Here is a 17,452-nt window from a genome sequence, read left to right as displayed (position 1 = left end):
TTGAAGGTAGGATGAGTTCTATTCATAGCAATGAATTCATTAATGCAAAGAAAAAGGATCGGACGATTTCTGAAGAAAATATAGAATATGTATTAGAGATGGCTACAGTTGTGGTTCTTGCAAGTGAAAATAATGGCGAACTGACGAATTATTTTTATAGTGGATTCGGAGAAAGGTTAGATAGTATTTTTAATCTATGCTTAGGCTATTCAACAGATTTACAAAAAAAGAGCAGAAAATTAGTTTGCAGCGTTTTATGAATGATATGAAGGTTGTTGAGCAGATGGGATTGATAGATAAGATGATAGAGATGAACTAGCATCTAAAGAAAAAGGTAAGGACATGTGGGACTGACCCCCGTTTTTGAGACAGGGATCAAAAACACCTTTACGAAACAGCCAGTTGCCGATAGTTTATCGGTGATTGGTTGTTTAGTTTCGTTTGAATACGAATGTTGTTATAATAATAAATGTATTCTTTGACAGTGCGTTCTACAATGGTGTTCGTAGTTCGATCAATCCTGTTAAGATAGAACGTTTCAGACTTTAGTGAGGAATGAAACGATTCGATGGAGGCATTATCAGCGGGCGTCCCTTTACGGGACATGCTCATGGTAATGCCTTTCTTATGAACAGCTTTCTGATACTCGTAAGATGTATACACAGAACCTTGGTCGCTATGTAACACGCAGTTCTCAGGCAGTGATGGGAGCTGATTAAGTGTGTTTAAGATAAAGTCTGTGTCCTGCTTATCACCAATATTAAAAGCAATCACTTCTCCATTATATAAATCCAATATACTGGAAAGGTACAATTGTTTCTGTCCATAAGGCAAATACGTGATGTCCGTTACTAGTTTTTCAAGAGGGCGATCAGACTGAAAGTTCCGATCCAGTATATTACCAGCCACGGCATAGGGCTGCCCATTCTTCTTACGCTTTTTCATTTTAACTCGGCACTGCCACTGGTTTTTCTGCATGATACGTTGAACAGTTTTATGGTTAATACGCATGCTCATTTTTAGTATGGCGGTGATTTTTCGATAACCATATCGATACTTGTGCTCTCGGCACAACGTGCCGACCTGTTTCTCTAGTTGTCTTTTAGAGTGATTCTGAGTCAGATCCTTTTTCCATCTATAGTACGAAGTGCGTGAGATACCTAAATGGAAACAGGTGTCCTGTATCGTCATCGTTTCGCACAATTCTTCTACCAGTTTGATTGACGTTTCCTTATCAACTTCCTTTCCAATTCGTTGTACTTTTTTAAAACTTCATTCTGTTGACTCAAATAGCGATTTTCTGCCTGAAGTCTCTCTAATTCGGAAGAGTACTCAGGACCCTTTCCATAGGTATATTGTTTTCCAACAGGCTGTTCAAACCGGTGTGTATCCCCAGCCTTATGCCACCTCACCCATGTCTGAACCTGCGTCTTATTCTTGATATTCAATTTTTGCATAATCTCTTTCATAGGTACGCCTGCCAATCTCATTTCTACAGCCTTCTGTTTGACTTCAACCGGATAACTCACTCTTGTCCCCATAGAAAAAACACCTCCATGTTTTATTTCGGATCACAACGATCCATTTTCAAACTTGAAGGTGTTTTTTATTTGTCTCATCTGATGGGGTCAGTCCCATGTTTCCTTACCTTTTTTGATTCGTAAATGTTTTTTGATGAGTATAGCAATAAATTTCCCCTTGGAATTTTGATTGGGACAAACAGTAAGATCGAACCTTTTCAGATACAGCAGATTGGCATTCATGGCAAACGGCATTCTTAGATTTTTTTTCAGAGGACGTTTGCTTAATGTGCTCAACATGCTGTTTCCGTAAGCTGTCATCCGTGATATTCCCTTGGCTGAGTAATTCAAACAAACGCTTTCTATCGCTCTCTGAATATATTGGTGCTGGCTTCTGTAGTCGGATATTTGCACTTTTTCGTTGGATAAATTCGGTCAATTCTATATCATAGATGACTAACTCATTCGAAGTGACTTTCCTTAATTCTTCATCTACTTTAAATGTACAGCGCTTCGTAAATGAGATCAAAGAAACGACTGATGAGGTATCGATCAAATCTTTTGCGCAACGCTTGATGGCTTGGATATGTCCATAATTTTGAGCGAGTGGACTCATAAACGGGAATTTCCCGTTTATGAGCCAGTTTTTACGCTTTTTTCCTCCGTAAATGGTACCTTGATAGTTCTTCGTTTCAATCACGAACAAGGCATGCGGTGAAATGACGATATGGTCGATTTGAGAATAACCTGTTGATGAAGCGGGGTTTTCTATCATCACATCATTCAAAAAAAGAAAACCCTTTGGCAATTGCGAGAGCTGAATATCGATTTTGTATTCCCCAAGTGCCCCTTTTCGTTCTGCTTTTTTGTTATTCGTTGTTTTTTGCTGGACGTTTTTCTGTACAACGGGTGTTGTCGTTTTTTTCTTCTTAAATAAAAAGTCTAGGAACATGTGTCTCCTCGATTCTGCCTCAATTTGTTCTGTATGTATTTTATCGTCTTGTTGTCGTACTTTTGAATGAAATTGACTCAATAGAATTGACGAAAGAACCAAGAATAGGTGAAGATGAAATAAACTGTAAGATAAAGGGAGACGAATGATGATACATATTGTATTTGGGGCAGCAGCTGCCGGTAGTTTAAAACAAGCATTACGAGAAATGAAGCTAGATCAAGAAGATGATATCATCGCCTTTAATGACATTTATTCGATTGGACCACTTCTACATTTGCATGAACATGAAGGACAGGAAAAGCGTAAAGCGTGGCTGCGTAACATGATATCAAATGAATTTGGCGATTTTGACGATATGGTCACCGATCAGCACAAAATGTTTCAGCAAATAAAAGATATAAAAGGAAGTACGAGTATTCTCATCTGGACAGGCAACAATGCACATGAACAAATAGCCTTACGATATGCCATCTATTTATTAAAAGAGAAAAACATTGAATTGTCTCTAATCAATACAACGACTGCATTTGATCATCTTTTCAATACAAAAACAAGACGAATGGATATTCGACATACCGGGGAAATCACACCTGGGAAATTTAAGGTTTTGTACGGGAGTAAAGATCATATTCAATTAGTGACAAAAGAAGAAAGAGAGAAATTAAAAAACGAATGGCTTTCATTTGCTCATGAGAACCATACCCTAAGGATATGGCGAAATGAACAAACGATTAACGTACCAGAAGATGAATTTGATGCATATTTAGTGAAAATGGCCAAGCGAGTTCATCAGTCAGACCAAGAGGAGTACATCAAGACGCCTCGCTTAATTGGAGAAGTCATTGGTCATTTAGAACAGTATATCGGAGATGATTTTATTGAGTATCGGCTAAAGAAGTTGATTGATCAGGGTGTTTTTGATATGAAAGGAAAACGGATTTCCATGCGTTATTACTCGATTAAACTGACAGCGTTTGGTCAGCACTTTAAAAAGTGGGTGTGCTGTCGTGAGTTTGAGGAACACCCATTTGTGAAAATAGAAGGAACCTACGGCGGTGTACCTTTTCAATGTGGACATTGTCAATGTCATTTAGAAAGAGATGAAGTACCTCTAAGCGATACGCTCTTCTCGAAAATCTGGTATTGGGCCATACAATATGGTCGCTGGTTTGACGAAGAGACAGAAGACTTGCTGCCATATGGAGTGGAAATGGAAAAGAGGTTCAATGAAGAAGGTGAGCGCATAACAGAAGACATAAAGCTGGCATTATCCCCTGCGTATCAAATCGAGTACATACCGAGTGAAATGACGAGATATTATATATAAAACAGCAGGGAAAGCTTCATTCATTTATATTAAGCATTCGTTGAGCTGAATGAACACGGATATTTCATTCTTATTTTTATTTATGATAAGAGAACTCAATAGACGCTTAAAGACCAAATCCACGATGGAAAGGGAAAATATTGAAACATTTATTCGATAAAAACGTAATACAGTTAGAGCGTTCAATAGAAACCTTTGAAATGGAGAGGAGAATGATATGGAGCAAGCCGCAATAAGAAAGATGAGAAGAAAACAAATAGCCGCCTGTAATTTAATAGCTGGCATCATGATCGTGACTTTTTTTATTTTGATTCAAATTTCTGAAATTCGATTTACACATTTCTTTTTTTGTTTAGGAATTTTAATGCTCATACAAGGCATTATAGGCTTTATCAAAAAAGGATCAACGAAGTCTTTCATTCCCATTTTCGAGCAGGCAGCCATTTATGAAAAAGAGAAACTGGGGAAAGAGTGGGAGAAAGAACAGAGATCAGAAAACATTTCAAGATTGGTATTGAGCGGTCTGATGTTCCTTCAGTCATTTAGTTTCCAAGATGTAACGAACCCATTCTTTGACATACAACCTGCATATCTATTTTTTTTATTGATTATTGCTCTAGCTCTTATCAATGTAAGCATGCTTTTTCGCTTTAGAAAAATTGACCGGTCTACTGAAAAGCATGAATTAGAGGGCTTTACAAAAGAAGCAAATATGATGTCAATGGCCTTTGGCCTTTTGACCGTAATCGTCATATTCATTTTTATCGTCGTCTTTGTCCTTCCTTAAAAGAATCATTTAACATGTCGAGGTGAAACAAATGAATGAAACGATACAGCATCTGATCGATCAGACAAGGGTGACATTTCATAGATAAGAAAGAGATATTTCAATTATGCGGGATATTCAACCTCCAGATGAAATCACCATTTCAAAGCAAGAAGCCAGGATATTTGAATAGGCACTTTACCCATTTTGAAAGAACAGGAAGGTGCTGTTCTTTTTTTTGTCCCATCCCCCTCATTTTTTGAAGAAAAATGGAATATTGTAGCAGGAAGTTGTCGTTTCATCACGAAAGGAAACAGATAAGAATATGATCATAGGTCCATTGTCTGGATTCGTGATGGAGTCAATGAGAAGACATCGTAAACGTTTGTATATATAAAATAGTCGTGACAGTATTGTGTCTCAAGTCGTATGCGAAAATACGTGTGCCGAGATCATATGATGAGTTGATGATGTTTGTGTTTAGGTGAGTTTGAAGTCAAGATAGAAGAAAGTGAGGATATCTACCTTGAGTACATTGGAAGTGTTTCGTCAGTTTTTGGTTGACCATTATCCTTCGTTACAAGATGAGCTTTGGCTGAAAGATGTTGATACCCTTCGAATCTCTCCTATTCTTCATCCTTTTCTGAAAAGAAAGCTGCCAGAAGGGATTGAAAAATTCACTTGTGTGCTATTCACGCAGCAGACAGATCAAACAGATGCTCCGCTCAAAGTATATCTTTTGTTAGATGAACATGAGCAGTCACTTTATGCCATTGATTTGATGAATGAACAAATCGTGCTTCACTAATGAAGAAAGCAGGAAACAGATATTCCTGAAAAAGGCTGTTGAGAGATGCTCAACAGCTTTTTTTCATGAAGTTTTTCTATTTTATAACGAAATGACACCAATGAATACCATATAATTCTGATGATTCAGTCGGTCATGTCAGATATTTTTCGGTGTAAGTTGTCTAATTCTTTCTTCGTTGGAAAAGAGCTGATCAGTAGCGTAGATCGCCCAAATTGAATAGGGAGCTCTGTATCCGTCACAATCACATCTATTTGAAGTTGTTCCATGGTCGATTCATTTAAAGTATTTTCGGGACTTGTGAAAATGTGAATCAGAGGAGGTACTCTCAATTTAATTAAATCTGCAATAAACAAGCTGTGATTATAGCCTAGCGTTGAAGTAACAAAAATGTTCAGTATGTTTCTTCGTTCCATTTCCAATTGAACAAGTCCTCTCCAATTAGATGTAATGATACGAATTAATTCTCGTTCGTTCTTAACAAAAGAGGCTAGGATGTCATCTGTTTTTGACTGCTGGATGATATGAGTGATTCTTGAATAAAAATAGGGCAGCTGCTTTTTTACCTCAGATAAATAATGCGATTTCTTTTTAAAAAGGAAGCCATCTCTTCCAGTAATTTCATTAGAATACACGTAATATTGGAGAAGAAGTAATGTTAGTACCTTTCGATTCGCAATGTCTGTATGATAAATCAATGCCAATTGATTGATAAATGAATGGATGGCTTCATATAGATGTGGTGCATGTGACTGAAAGAATGTCAATTTTTCTTCCACAGATTCAATTGATTTAAAGTGGCCGATCGATGGTTCGATCAACAGTAAAAAGACAAATTCATGATGATCCAGTGTAATATCAAATATGTCCTTCGCCTTTTGACAAATATGATCCTCCCAAGCTCTGATTTGACTATAAATGCTTTTAGCTGTAGAGGACTGTTTGTCTTCAAGCATGGAGTAGGTAAAATTACGTTTGATCGTATAGTTCTTGCGGATTCGATGAATAAATACGCCAAGCCATAGGCAGTATTTATCTATGGCGACATCAGGTACAGTCACTTGAACCACCTGAAATAGCTCTTGTAAGAGATCAGCTGCATCTTGTTTTTGAATCTCATCAAACGGCCAAAGTCTACTTCCATACACTTCAAATAAAAACTCCACAAAGAAATGCCGTATCTCTTTTTCATTTCCATAGAACTGCATACTATCTGGACGTAACTCAATGTCATAGGAGGCTAACACAGAATTGATTTTATTGATTGTATTATACAGCGTGGATCTGCTGATATTGAGAACGTCCATCCATTCATAAAAAGACATGTTTTGTTCGAAAAATATCCCTTCAATCAAACGTATTTCAATATTGTCTTTTAGAATCTCCTTTATATAGTAATCCACTCGCAAGGTCTGCGTAAAACAAATGGATATGCCTTGTCTTGGTTTCATTCGAATTAATGGCTCTCCATCCTCTGTTTGAAATGATTTCATCTGTTCTAAATCACTTTGTATCGCACGAACAGAGCCGATTTTCTTCTTCGATATTTCTTGAAGAGTCCACCATTTATTTTGGGATACAAGCAGCTTTAAAATGTTGATCCATCGCCGTGATTTATTATCAATGAGTTCCATCAAACAAATAACTCCTTTCTCAAGTATGAGGTAATCAGAATAGACATGAAATGATTGTAATCTTTAGGTGATTTTGATTTGTCTTCTCTTTTCATGATAAAGAAGAAAAAAATTAGACGAAATCGAATTTTATTAGCTAATTCGCCAAATTTTCCCTTTAAAATGGTCTTATTGATTCATAAATATCGAAAAAATGGAGCATTTTAGGAATTTAGTCTATTTTTTTGCTGTCAAAACGGTAAATAAAAGAATAAAAAGTAGAGGGTTTTTGATTAACATATGTAAAGAAGCAGAGAGGAATGCTGTCTATATGATACTGCAATGTCCTACCACCATACCATTCATGACAAGCTTACTTTTCATATGATTGGACCATATGTGAATACATGCTTATATAAGCATGTATATATTGACCATTCAAAAAATAACAGATACGTACCAATTGTTCAATCTGCGATTCCTCTCGTCATTCCCCATTTTCCACGCCACTATCCAGCCGCATGAGTCATTCATTTGAGCATTTTTTATACGAAGTATTATTTTTCTCTTTGCATGCATAGGGTCTTAAGGTGTGATTTTTTATGGGTGATATTACATAAATAAGCGGGGTGAGTGTCTCCAGTCACGTGATGTAACTTGTGTTGAAATTGATTGAAGAAAAGGGTGAATGTATTGAAAAAGATTTTGTCACTAAATCTCATTATTGTATTATTTATACAATCTAGTATATTAGGAATCTTTCCTTTGGCAAATGCACAAGCCGAAGAATTCCCAAAAGACATTTATCGCAGCATTGAGTTTGCTGATGACGAAGGGAATATTTTATCAGACCATGAAGATCAGCATATAAGTAAAGCCATTGTACATTGGTCAATCAAAGGAATCGAAATAAAAAGAGGATATCCGTATGTACTCTCTCTTCCTTCAACGATTCAGGTAGAGAAGGAACAAAAAGAGTCGATCATCGTCAATCAAATACATGTTGGCGATTATACCGTTTCTAAACAAAATGAAGTGACCGTCGTATTGAAAGAAGACGTTGAGCTTGACCCAAATTTAGAAGAAACATTGGTCATTGAAGTAACGAATACAGCGGCACAAAAAGAAAAAACAAAGCAAAGTAAAGAAACCTCTGCTGCAGGTGACTCAATCACAACGGAGGAAGAACAGACAAGCAACGTGCAAGAAGACGTTCAACCGCAGCAAAAACAAACCGAGGAGGATGAATTACTCAATAAAGTCCAAGTGTCTAAGCGCTTAGGATTACAAAGTGTTACTCAACAAACGCTGATTAAAGAGAATATTCTCACGGATGCTCAATTAAAGTATGAAGATCAGCAAGGGAACCCAGTCGATAAACCAGATATAAACTCGCTTATTTCAATGAACTATGAGTGGGCGCTTCCAAATGGGCATAGCTACAATGGTGGAGATGAATTTCATTTCAAGGTTCCAGATGAATTAGTGATTTACGAAAAAATCAATCGTCTTGAGATGAAATTTAATCAGACGACCATTGGTTATTTTTCAGTAGATGAAAGTGGAAACGCCTCCATAGAGTTCACTGATTTTATCAAGCAATATTCAAACATCCATGGAACACTCCAAATTTGGACGAAATTAGATCAACAAACAGTCATAACCGAAGAAAAAGAAATCAGCATTACCCCAATTGAAGGGAAGGATACCGTAACAATTCCTATCCATTACCTGCCAAGTGGTCCAAACGTTTCAAAAAAGGGTGAGCCAAATCGATCGTACAATGCTGAAACCATTCAATGGACAGTAGATTTTAATATGGACTTAGATGATGTCAAGCAAGCCAGGCTAGTGGATCCGATTCAAAACGGTCAATCTTTGAAAAAAGATTCGATCAAGCTTTACCGCATTGATACAAAGCTGAATGGTGAAACATCAATTGGCCAGCAGATTGACGAAAGTCACTACTCAATAGGGCAAACAGAAGATGGTCAAGATTTCGTGATCGAATTTAAAGATGAAGTGCATCTGGCCTATCGTTTAGTGTATGAGACTGACATCACTGACCAAGATCAGTCTACGTTTCGTAATAAAGCATCACTTGTCTCAGGTGATAAGGTGATCAGTGCTGCTGAAGGAACAGTAAATGTCACAAGAGGCAGTCCTTTAGAAAAAAGGGCCGCTCACTACGATCCAGTGACCCAGACCATTACATGGGAAATTCGTTATAACTACAATGAAAAGGCGATTGCCAAAAAGGATGCTATATTAGTCGACTTTTTTAATGGCACACAGGAGCTCATTTCCGATTCATTTCAAGTGAAGGAAGTCACCATTGATCAAAATGGTGCTGAAGCAGGGACAAAGGATGAGGAAGATTACACCATTCAAGATCAACAAAAGGGCGATCAAAACGGATTTGTTCTTCAATTCAATCATGATATTCAATCAGCCTACCTCATTACGTATAAAACAAAAGCCACAGAGCGAATTTTTGAGGCTGAACAGATTGTCAATACCGTTACGGCTGGCGACGAGAGCAAACAAGCCAATCAAAGGATTGATCAACAAATCTTGACGAAACACCATGGAACACCGAACTACAAGAACAAAACCATTCCTTGGAGTATCACGTTCAATAAGGACCAACAAGTGATGAACAATCTGACGCTAAAGGATACTTTCACAAATGAAGGATTGACGCTGCAAAAGGACAGTTTGAAAGTCATGACGGGGAATACAGTTCTTGAAGAAGGCATTGAATATCAAATCGTCGAGCATGAAAATGGATTTGATATTCAATTGACAAAAGAAATCAAGACCGAACATACCGTCACGTATACAACTTCATTTGATTATGAAAAAAGAGCAGATAAAGATCAAAAGAATCTGCGGAATCATGTGAAGCTCGAATGGACCAATGAAGATGGGAAAGACCTAACGAAGGAGACTGATGCTGTCTTCACACCGGACACGTATACGCAATCCAATGGCTTTAAGAATGGATCATATAATGCCAAGACGAAAGAGATCACATGGAATATTGGTGTGAACTATAACCTAAAGCATCTAGATGAGGCAAGAGTTCAAGATTTCATTCAAGGAAACCAGCGATTGGTCAAAGATTCAATCACCATTTATTCGCTTGATCTAGATGGTGGAGAAAATGGTACGGAAGAGAAAGAGATCCTGTCTAAAGAGGATTATGAAATCAAATTCCTTGAAAATGAAAAAGGAGAAACAGGATTTGAAGTCATCTTCAAAAAAGCAATTGATTCACCATACAAAATCACATATAAGACGAGTCTTGAAGGGATGGCTTTAGTAGAGAAAACGTATGGAAATAAAGCAACCCTTTATGAAGGAAACACGAAAGAATCTGATGTGAATGCGGTAGTTTCTATCCCAAATGGCGGGAAATACACGAGCAAATCAGGGAATCAACAGGGGAAAGTAGTTGATTGGAGGCTGAATATCAACTTTGGTCAATCGACAGTACAAGATGCAACGATCATCGATCATCCGAGCGATAATCAAGCATTAATAGAACATTCTTTTCAACTTTATACGACGACAATAGATGAAAAGGGGCAAGTGACAAAAAAGGATGAGTTAGAAAAAGGGAAAGATTATGAGCTAAATCTGGCACTTAATCCAGATTCTTTTCAAATCCAATTTAAAGAAGAAATCACCAGACCGTATATTTTGGAATACCAATCTCTCATTCTAGATAAAGTGGGAAGTACACTACAAAACGAAGTGACTTTTAAAGGCGAAAATGTTCAAGAAATAAAGAAAGAATCAGAAGCCTCAATTGTTGTAAAACGTACGGCTGGTATGGGAGATGGAACGGGATCTGTTGGTGCGTTAACCATCAAAAAGGTAGATGCGAGCAGTGGAAAAGTGCTAAAAGGTGCGAACTTCTCCTTGACCGATGCTGCAAGTGGAATCGTCATCGGCAACAAGACGACAGATGAAGAAGGAAATCTCATGTTTGATCGTCTATTGTATGGCGACTATACAGTAACAGAAATGAAAGCACCTGATGGTTATATCAAAAACGATGAAGCGATACAGGTAACGATTGATCAGCCATATGAAGCAGGAGATCAAACGAAAATGGGAACGGTCATGACCGTTCAGAACCAAGAGATCAAGCAGCATGTCAAATTGACGAAAAAAGATAGAGATACAGGCGAAGCATTAGAGAATGCGGAATTTGAACTGAAGAATGAAGCAGGAGATACGGTACAAACCAATATGAAAACGGATGAAAAGGGAGAAATCCTTTTCAAAGACCTTGAACCAGGTTCCTATTATTTTGTTGAAACAAAAGCGCCGAAAGGCTATCAACTAAATACTCAGAAATGGCCGTTTACCATCAAAGAGAATCAAACGGAAACAACACTTGTGACAGCCATGAATGAGATTCTGACAGGTTCCGTAGAACTGAGCAAACTCGGTGAAGGCAATGAGAGACTAGCAGGTGCACAATTCAAGCTTTTAGATAATGATGGACATGAATTGAATGGGCATCTTGTGACAGAAGAAGATGGCAAGGTGATGGTCGATCATCTAAGGCCAGGTACGTATCAATTGATCGAAACAAAAGCACCTGAAGGCTATGAACTGGATGATACGCCGATTAAATTTGAAGTTCCGCTTGATCCAAAAGAGCTGGTTACCGTCTCGAAAAAGAACCTATATCAAACAAGTGCAGTAGAAGTCATCAAAGAAGGGGAAGATGGCAAGACGCTGCAAGGTGTTCGTTTTGACATTCTTGATCTTGATCAGAATGGAGAAGTCGTTCGGAAGGGTTTAGAAACAGATGAGGATGGAAAACTTTTTGTCGACAATCTCAAACCGGGCAAATATCAGCTTGTAGAGACAGAGAGTGTGGAAGGCTATGTAACCAAGAGTACACCATATCCTTTTAACATAGAATTTGCACAACAAACACCAACAGTGATCAACGTGATCAATGACCTCAAAACGGGCTCTGTCCAGCTTACGAAGCTTGGCGAAAAGAATGATGTACTGGAAGGTGCAGAGTTCAAGCTTTTAGATGCAAATGGAAAAGAGATCGAAACCGGACTAATCACAAATCGAGATGGGAAGATCACAATCAATGATCTTAAACCGGGAACCTATCAATTTGTTGAAACGAAGGCTCCATTTGGTCATGAACGTGATGAAACACCTGTGACCTTCGCTATTCCATTTAATCCTCAAAAGATGGTGAACGTAACAAAAGAAAATAGCCGGAAAACAGGCGGTGTCGCGTTACAGAAAAAAGGAGAAGATGGCAAATCATTAGAAGGTGTTGTCTTTGATTTGTTCGATGAACATGGAAAAATGGTTGAAGGTGGAGAAGGACTGATCACAAATCAAGAGGGTCAGATTAAGTTCTCGGGTCTGAAACCAGGAAGCTATCAATTTGTCGAAACGAAAAGTGTGGAAGGCTATGAATTGAGTGAAAAACCACTTGTATTTAAGGTTGAACTAGGCCAAACAGAAGCGGTTCATGTTGAAGCAATCAATCAACTAAAGAAAGGCTCAGTAGAACTGACGAAATTAGGCGAAGAAAAGGAAAGACTCGAAGGAGCAGAATTTACACTCTTAAATGAAAATGGAAAAGAACTCATGTCAGGTTTAAAAACCGATAAGAATGGCACCATTACTGTAAACGATCTGAACCCAGGATCATATCAATTCATTGAAACGAAAGCACCATTCGGCCATCAATTGGACTCAAAACCAGTTGACTTTAAGATTGAATTTAACCCTCAAAAAAAGGTCGAAGTCACAAAGGAAAATGTCCGTATGACGAGTGCTGTAAAGCTTCAGAAAAAAGGGGAGGATGGCAAGCGATTAGCTGGTGTGACCTTCGATCTGTTCGATGGACATGACAAGCGAATCAAGAAAGGACTGAAAACCGACCGAAATGGCCAAGTGACAGTTGATGCTCTGAAGCCAGGAACCTACCACTTTGTCGAGACAGCAAGCATAGCAGGCTATGAATTGGATCAGACACCGATCTCCTTTACTATTCAACTAGGTCAAGACAAACCGGCAAAAGTAGAGATGATCAATAAGCTCAGCCCAGGTGCGGTGGAACTCACCAAAGTGGATGAAGAAGGACACACGCTAGAACATGCAGAATTTGATCTTCTTACTCATGAAGGAAAGACATTGAAAAGGGCACTTGTCACGGATCAAGAGGGCAAAATAAGAATCAATGACCTAAAACCGGGTGATTATCAATTGATTGAAACAAAAGCACCTCATGGGTATCAATTAAATGGAACATCCATTCCATTTACCATTGAGAAGAATCAGAAAAAACCCCTTCAATTAACAGCAAAGAATCAGTTGATCTTAGGAAGCCTTCGCATCATAAAAGTAGACCGTCAAACAGATAGAACCTTAAAAGGAGCAACCTTTGATATTCAATCGAAAGGCGGAAAAACCATACAATCTGTGACAACAGGAAAAGAGGGGGAAGTCATCGTCAAAGGGCTTAAACCTGGTAACTATACACTCACAGAAACGAAAGCACCAAACGGTTATATGACTTTAAAGAAGCCAATCAAGTTCACAATTGAAATGGGCCAATTAAATATAAAGACCATTATCGTAAAAAATGCAGCAGTGAAGAATGATCAGAATCATTCCAATCCGCCAAGCCCTCATGAAGGTGATCAGCATCCGCCTCATAACGGTGAACTTCCAAAGACCGGGGAAGAATGGCTACGCTATTTGATGTATGCAGGGATTTTACTAGTAGCTGCTGGAACTGTTTTACTTGTTGTCAGAAGAAGAGCCATTCAATAAAAGGAGGGAATGAGTCTATTGGTGAAAACAAAAACCCTATTAGGCGGCCTTTTGGTGTTCATGGGTCTTATGCTCATCTCCGTTCCTTTTATATATGAATGGCAAAAATCTCAAGAGACAGCTGCAATGGAACGAGCGCTAAAGATGATGGGGGAAAATGACAGTGATGATCTTTCTTCCATTCCACATTTAACGGTGTCAGAGGAAGACCTGCGTGACGTCATGGAGCTTGAGATCCCTTCAATTGATTTAAACGAAAAAGTGCTGCCTGTCACCTCAGCAGAAAATTTAAGCATTGCACTGACTCAAATCAAACCTCATCAAGTACCTGGGAAAGGGAATTTTACGATTGCAGGTCATAGAGGATTTCGAGGAGATCGTCTTTTTCGACAGCTGCCAGAGGTGCCTAAAGGGGAAAACGTCCTCTTACATCATCAAGGGGAAACATACAAATATAAAATTGTCAGCTCTGCTACAATTGAGCCGACGAACGTGGATGTATTAAAAGATCAAGGGGAAGATGAACTGACATTGATCACCTGTACACTCGATGGCAAGAAACGCTTTGTCTTAAAAGGGATACGAACAAATGAACATAAGAATGAGCGTAATTCCCATGCATAAGTACAATGTATTAGATACGGGCTGCGAGGAAAAAGAAGGGAACAAGTCGTTGAGTATTGACATGCTGCATCAATTGTTAATAGAACATTATCCCACATTAAAAAGTGAACATTGGGTGGTTGATGTGGATACCATTCGGGCATCACCCATTCTGCACCCTTCATTAAAAAGAAAACTACCGTTTGGTGTCGAGAAATTCACCTGTGTTTTGTTCAAGCAACAGACAATATCTCTTGGCTCCCCCTTGATTGTGTACTTTTTATTGGATGAGAAAGGCGAGTCGTTTTACGCAATAGATCTCTTGGTTGAACAGGACTTTACTCATTAAATGAAATGTAAAAAAGGAAGGGATATGCCCCTTCCTTTTTTTGGTTGATTTATTTAGGCAAACAATTTCAGCCCAACCACGCCAATCACAATCAGCAGTAGACTAAGTATCCGAATGATGTTTTTCGATTCTTTAAATAGAATCATATGAAACAAGACTGAGCCAGCCGTACCAAGTCCAATCCAGACCGTATAGGCGATGGACACTTGAAGAGACGAGAACGAGGCGTATAAAAACAAAAAGGATAAGGCGAAGCCTCCGACAAACAGGATGCCTGTTGTGATTTGTTTTTTCTTACTAAACATATTCAAGCCGATGGTCCCGCCGATTTCGCAGGCAGAGGCTAATAGCACAAAAAACCAGCCCATGTTATACCGCTTCTCCTTTCTGCTCAAGCGCCTTTCTATCAGACACTTTTAGTCCAATAATCCCGAGGAGTAAAATCCCCATAAATAAGAGCTTCTCTAATGAAAACGAACCGCCGAACAGCGCATAATCCATAATAGACGTACCAATCGTCCCAACTCCAGCGAACACAGCGTACACTGTCCCTGTCGGCAGCTTTTCACAGGCCTTCATGAGAAAATAAAAATCAATCGGGATGAGGCAGATAATGACCGCCCACTCCCAAACAGCATCTGCTTTATTTAAACCAAACACCCAAAGTAATTCGAATAAACAAGTGAGTGCGACATATATCCAGCTTTTCTTCATCATCTTTCCTCCCAGAACTGACGATTCGTCATTTTGAAACCAAAAAAGAGCGTACAGCATCATGTGCTGTACTATGTTAAGGTGTCTCTATGCCAAGTGCGTAAAGGAGAAATTGCTTGACCTCTCGTTTTTGAATGAGGACCTCATCTGTATCTGTTTCTGTAAATAAATACATTTGTTCAGCTGAAGATTCCAGCAATCCGATAATAAACTTCGCTGCATAATGACAATTCAAATTTTCACGTACTCTTTTGTCCTGTTTTGCCTTTTCTAAAAAAGCGGCAACCCATTTGTAAATCGGTTCATAAATATCTTCCCATTCTTTTAAATGCTCGGTGGCAGCTAAACCTGAGTAGGTTAGGGCAAGAACATCACGGTATTGTCTTGTAAAAGCGAAAATAAATTCAACAAGCGCATCTGCTTGATCGAGTACATCTGCATGCTGAGTCAATTTCTTTTCAATCGCAGGCACCATCTGTGCGATGAGATGTTCTGCGATGGCAGGCATAACAGATAGCTTCGACGGAAAATATAAGTAAAATGTTCCTTGTGCAACCCCTGCTGTTTTCACAATATCCGATATGGTCGTCTTTTCAATTCCTTTTTCTTTAAACGCCTCAATCGCAGCAAGCATAATTTTTTCTCGTTTCGACATATGATCACCGACCTTAAATGACTGAATGTCAGTCAGTATAACGAGAAAATGACGATTTGTCAATGTGGCATCCTCTGATGGATTGTGAGAATAAGTGATGAATAGAGGCAGGCTTGAATAAGCTGTAATATGGTCAAGCATCACGTGAGAAAGGGGCAGCTCTTTGTATGACATCCAGCGTTATGTTTTCAATGGCTTATTTCCTCCTGCTCGTCCCGTTCTATCTATATATGAGATACAGGCTGGCAAAAAAGAAGAAACGCTTTATCTATTTACGAACAGAAATGGTTCTTGCCTGTCTGTTTGTTTATACGAATGTTCTCTTGTATTTGACGGTTTTTCCGAATCGTTTTTCTGCGGCAAGAGATCAAGTGAGCGTCAATCTCATTCCTTTTCACTCAATCCATCAAAATCTTCACGCCTATCACCACGGCTATCCAAATCTCGTCTTTTTCAATTTGGCAGGAAACATTCTATTATTTGTTCCGCTCGGTTTTTTTCTCTATCAAACCTTTCGGACCATGCGCTGGCAAAAGGCGGTGCTGGCTGGGTTTATGCTGTCAGCGATGATTGAAGTCCTTCAGTGGATATTCTCACAATCTGGTATGATTACAAGAAGCAGTGATATAGATGATATCATTTTAAATACACTTGGAGCAGCGCTAGGCTGCATTGTCTATCAGATATATCGACGAAGGAAGGAGAATACGAGGTGAAACGAATATGTATCATCCCGTGCGGCGCCAAGAAAATATGGGACGTGCATCCAGAGGCAGGAAGCCAGCCAGCGGGTCTCGTCTACTTAAGTCCGCTCCACCAGCGAACGAAAATCTATGCGCAAACATTCTTTTCAGACTGGATGATTTTATCCGCAAAGCACGGATTCTTAAAGGCAGATGACATTGTTCATGAAAATTATGATGTAGCATTTGGCACACCGCACAAAGAACAGCTCACGCGAGAAGAACTGAGTCATCAATTCCATGAAAAAAATCTCGCCACATATGATGAGCTTGTCATACTAGGTGGAAAGAAATATCGGAAAGTGATGGACCCTTTATTACAGCCTCACCAACAAGCGAATTATCCGCTCGCTCCCTATCAAGGCATTGGCTATATGCTTCAGGCATTAAAGAGAGCGGCTGAGACAAAAATAGAACTTTCTCCGCATATTTCATGCACTCATGTCTCTTTGCAAGCAGGGTTTTCATCATCAAAAAGAGAATAATTGAAGGAGCGATGTGAATGGTTTTTCATATCTTTTCAGCAGCCACTAGGGTGTCCGCATCGCTCATGAAGAAGTGGCTC

General features: G+C 38.9%; 15 protein-coding genes. 9 read left to right on the top strand and 6 right to left on the bottom strand.

The window, feature by feature from the left end:
• Positions 1 to 11: 11 nt before the first annotated feature.
• Positions 12 to 260 (top strand): hypothetical protein, encoded by a 249-nt coding sequence (locus tag GPA07_RS18910; RefSeq protein WP_232532060.1) that lies wholly within the window; start codon positions 12 to 14, stop codon positions 258 to 260.
• Between the two features lie 127 nt (positions 261 to 387).
• On the opposite strand, the gene GPA07_RS15815 is transcribed toward GPA07_RS18910, so the two are convergent.
• Positions 388 to 1,541 (bottom strand): IS3 family transposase gene (locus tag GPA07_RS15815; protein WP_145939419.1). Its coding sequence is split into 2 segments (ribosomal slippage): positions 388 to 1,268 and positions 1,268 to 1,541, totalling 1,155 coding nucleotides; the frame shifts between segments, so codons are not numbered across the junction.
• A gap of 103 nt (positions 1,542 to 1,644) precedes the next feature.
• The gene (locus tag GPA07_RS15810) at positions 1,645 to 2,472 is read right to left on the bottom strand and encodes a nuclease-related domain-containing protein (RefSeq protein WP_157292943.1); all 828 of its coding nucleotides are present in this window, start codon (positions 2,470 to 2,472) and stop codon (positions 1,645 to 1,647) included.
• A 148-nt stretch (positions 2,473 to 2,620) separates the two neighbouring features.
• Between GPA07_RS15810 and GPA07_RS15805 the strand changes: the two genes are divergently transcribed.
• The 3 genes from GPA07_RS15805 to GPA07_RS15795 all read left to right on the top strand — a co-directional run bounded on the left by GPA07_RS15805 (position 2,621) and on the right by GPA07_RS15795 (position 5,376).
• Entirely contained in the window at positions 2,621 to 3,802 is a 1,182-nt protein-coding gene (locus GPA07_RS15805) for a DUF1835 domain-containing protein (protein ID WP_008359244.1), read from the top strand.
• 217 nt (positions 3,803 to 4,019) lie between these two features.
• Positions 4,020 to 4,589 carry a TMEM14 family protein gene (locus GPA07_RS15800; RefSeq protein WP_071167893.1) on the top strand — a complete coding sequence of 190 codons (570 nt, stop codon included), beginning with the start codon at positions 4,020 to 4,022 and terminating at the stop codon, positions 4,587 to 4,589.
• 505 nt (positions 4,590 to 5,094) lie between these two features.
• Positions 5,095 to 5,376 carry a hypothetical protein gene (locus GPA07_RS15795; protein ID WP_008359250.1) on the top strand — a complete coding sequence of 94 codons (282 nt, stop codon included), beginning with the start codon at positions 5,095 to 5,097 and terminating at the stop codon, positions 5,374 to 5,376.
• 125 nt (positions 5,377 to 5,501) lie between these two features.
• On the opposite strand, the gene GPA07_RS15790 is transcribed toward GPA07_RS15795, so the two are convergent.
• A complete protein-coding gene (locus tag GPA07_RS15790) occupies positions 5,502 to 7,010 on the bottom strand; it encodes an AcpB/EbpR/MafR family transcriptional regulator (RefSeq protein ID WP_157292942.1) in 1,509 nt (502 codons plus the stop codon).
• A 672-nt stretch (positions 7,011 to 7,682) separates the two neighbouring features.
• Here GPA07_RS15790 and GPA07_RS15785 point away from each other — a divergent pair.
• The 3 genes from GPA07_RS15785 to GPA07_RS15775 are packed head-to-tail and all read left to right on the top strand — an operon-like array spanning position 7,683 to position 14,775.
• On the top strand, positions 7,683 to 13,823 hold the full coding sequence (locus tag GPA07_RS15785; protein ID WP_157292941.1) for a SpaA isopeptide-forming pilin-related protein: 6,141 nt from the start codon (positions 7,683 to 7,685) through the stop codon (positions 13,821 to 13,823).
• Between the two features lie 21 nt (positions 13,824 to 13,844).
• The gene (locus GPA07_RS15780; protein WP_157293163.1) at positions 13,845 to 14,447 is read left to right on the top strand and encodes a class D sortase; all 603 of its coding nucleotides are present in this window, start codon (positions 13,845 to 13,847) and stop codon (positions 14,445 to 14,447) included.
• Positions 14,440 to 14,775: a hypothetical protein gene (locus tag GPA07_RS15775; protein WP_157293164.1), complete on the top strand. Its 336-nt coding sequence runs from the start codon at positions 14,440 to 14,442 to the stop codon at positions 14,773 to 14,775. The genes GPA07_RS15780 and GPA07_RS15775 overlap by 8 nt, the downstream gene beginning before the upstream one ends.
• Before the next feature lie 53 nt (positions 14,776 to 14,828).
• Here GPA07_RS15775 and GPA07_RS15770 read toward each other — a convergent pair whose 3' ends face one another.
• The 3 genes from GPA07_RS15770 to GPA07_RS15760 all read right to left on the bottom strand — a co-directional run bounded on the left by GPA07_RS15770 (position 14,829) and on the right by GPA07_RS15760 (position 16,144).
• Positions 14,829 to 15,143 carry a DMT family transporter gene (locus tag GPA07_RS15770; protein ID WP_008359262.1) on the bottom strand — a complete coding sequence of 105 codons (315 nt, stop codon included), beginning with the start codon at positions 15,141 to 15,143 and terminating at the stop codon, positions 14,829 to 14,831.
• A 1-nt stretch (position 15,144) separates the two neighbouring features.
• Positions 15,145 to 15,489: a DMT family transporter gene (locus tag GPA07_RS15765; protein WP_008359264.1), complete on the bottom strand. Its 345-nt coding sequence runs from the start codon at positions 15,487 to 15,489 to the stop codon at positions 15,145 to 15,147.
• Positions 15,490 to 15,565: 76 nt separating this feature from the next.
• Complete coding sequence (locus GPA07_RS15760) at positions 15,566 to 16,144, bottom strand: TetR/AcrR family transcriptional regulator (protein ID WP_157293162.1); 579 nt, start codon at positions 16,142 to 16,144, stop codon at positions 15,566 to 15,568.
• A gap of 167 nt (positions 16,145 to 16,311) precedes the next feature.
• On the opposite strand from GPA07_RS15760, the gene GPA07_RS15755 reads away from it, so the two are divergent.
• Complete coding sequence (locus GPA07_RS15755) at positions 16,312 to 16,860, top strand: VanZ family protein (protein ID WP_008359269.1); 549 nt, start codon at positions 16,312 to 16,314, stop codon at positions 16,858 to 16,860.
• Positions 16,857 to 17,372 carry a DUF6884 domain-containing protein gene (locus GPA07_RS15750; protein ID WP_008359271.1) on the top strand — a complete coding sequence of 172 codons (516 nt, stop codon included), beginning with the start codon at positions 16,857 to 16,859 and terminating at the stop codon, positions 17,370 to 17,372. Before GPA07_RS15755 ends, GPA07_RS15750 begins: the two co-directional genes overlap by 4 nt.
• Positions 17,373 to 17,452 lie beyond the last annotated feature (80 nt).

It is taken from the genome of Bacillus sp. ms-22 (genome assembly GCF_009759805.1).
Classification (GTDB): Bacteria; Bacillota; Bacilli; order Bacillales; family Bacillaceae; genus Bacillus; species Bacillus xiamenensis.
Note: the sequence above shows the minus strand (reverse complement) of the source record. Positions and strands in the feature narration are given on the sequence as shown.

Coding starts and splice junctions, on each gene's coding strand:
- GPA07_RS18910 (WP_232532060.1), top strand. CDS start 12: ATGAGTTCTATTCATAGCAATGAATTCATTAATGCAAAGAAAAAGGAT.
- GPA07_RS15810 (WP_157292943.1), bottom strand. CDS start 2,472: ATGTTCCTAGACTTTTTATTTAAGAAGAAAAAAACGACAACACCCGTT.
- GPA07_RS15805 (WP_008359244.1), top strand. CDS start 2,621: ATGATACATATTGTATTTGGGGCAGCAGCTGCCGGTAGTTTAAAACAA.
- GPA07_RS15800 (WP_071167893.1), top strand. CDS start 4,020: ATGGAGCAAGCCGCAATAAGAAAGATGAGAAGAAAACAAATAGCCGCC.
- GPA07_RS15790 (WP_157292942.1), bottom strand. CDS start 7,010: ATGGAACTCATTGATAATAAATCACGGCGATGGATCAACATTTTAAAG.
- GPA07_RS15775 (WP_157293164.1), top strand. CDS start 14,440: ATGCATAAGTACAATGTATTAGATACGGGCTGCGAGGAAAAAGAAGGG.
- GPA07_RS15770 (WP_008359262.1), bottom strand. CDS start 15,143: ATGGGCTGGTTTTTTGTGCTATTAGCCTCTGCCTGCGAAATCGGCGGG.
- GPA07_RS15765 (WP_008359264.1), bottom strand. CDS start 15,489: ATGAAGAAAAGCTGGATATATGTCGCACTCACTTGTTTATTCGAATTA.
- GPA07_RS15760 (WP_157293162.1), bottom strand. CDS start 16,144: ATGTCGAAACGAGAAAAAATTATGCTTGCTGCGATTGAGGCGTTTAAA.
- GPA07_RS15755 (WP_008359269.1), top strand. CDS start 16,312: ATGACATCCAGCGTTATGTTTTCAATGGCTTATTTCCTCCTGCTCGTC.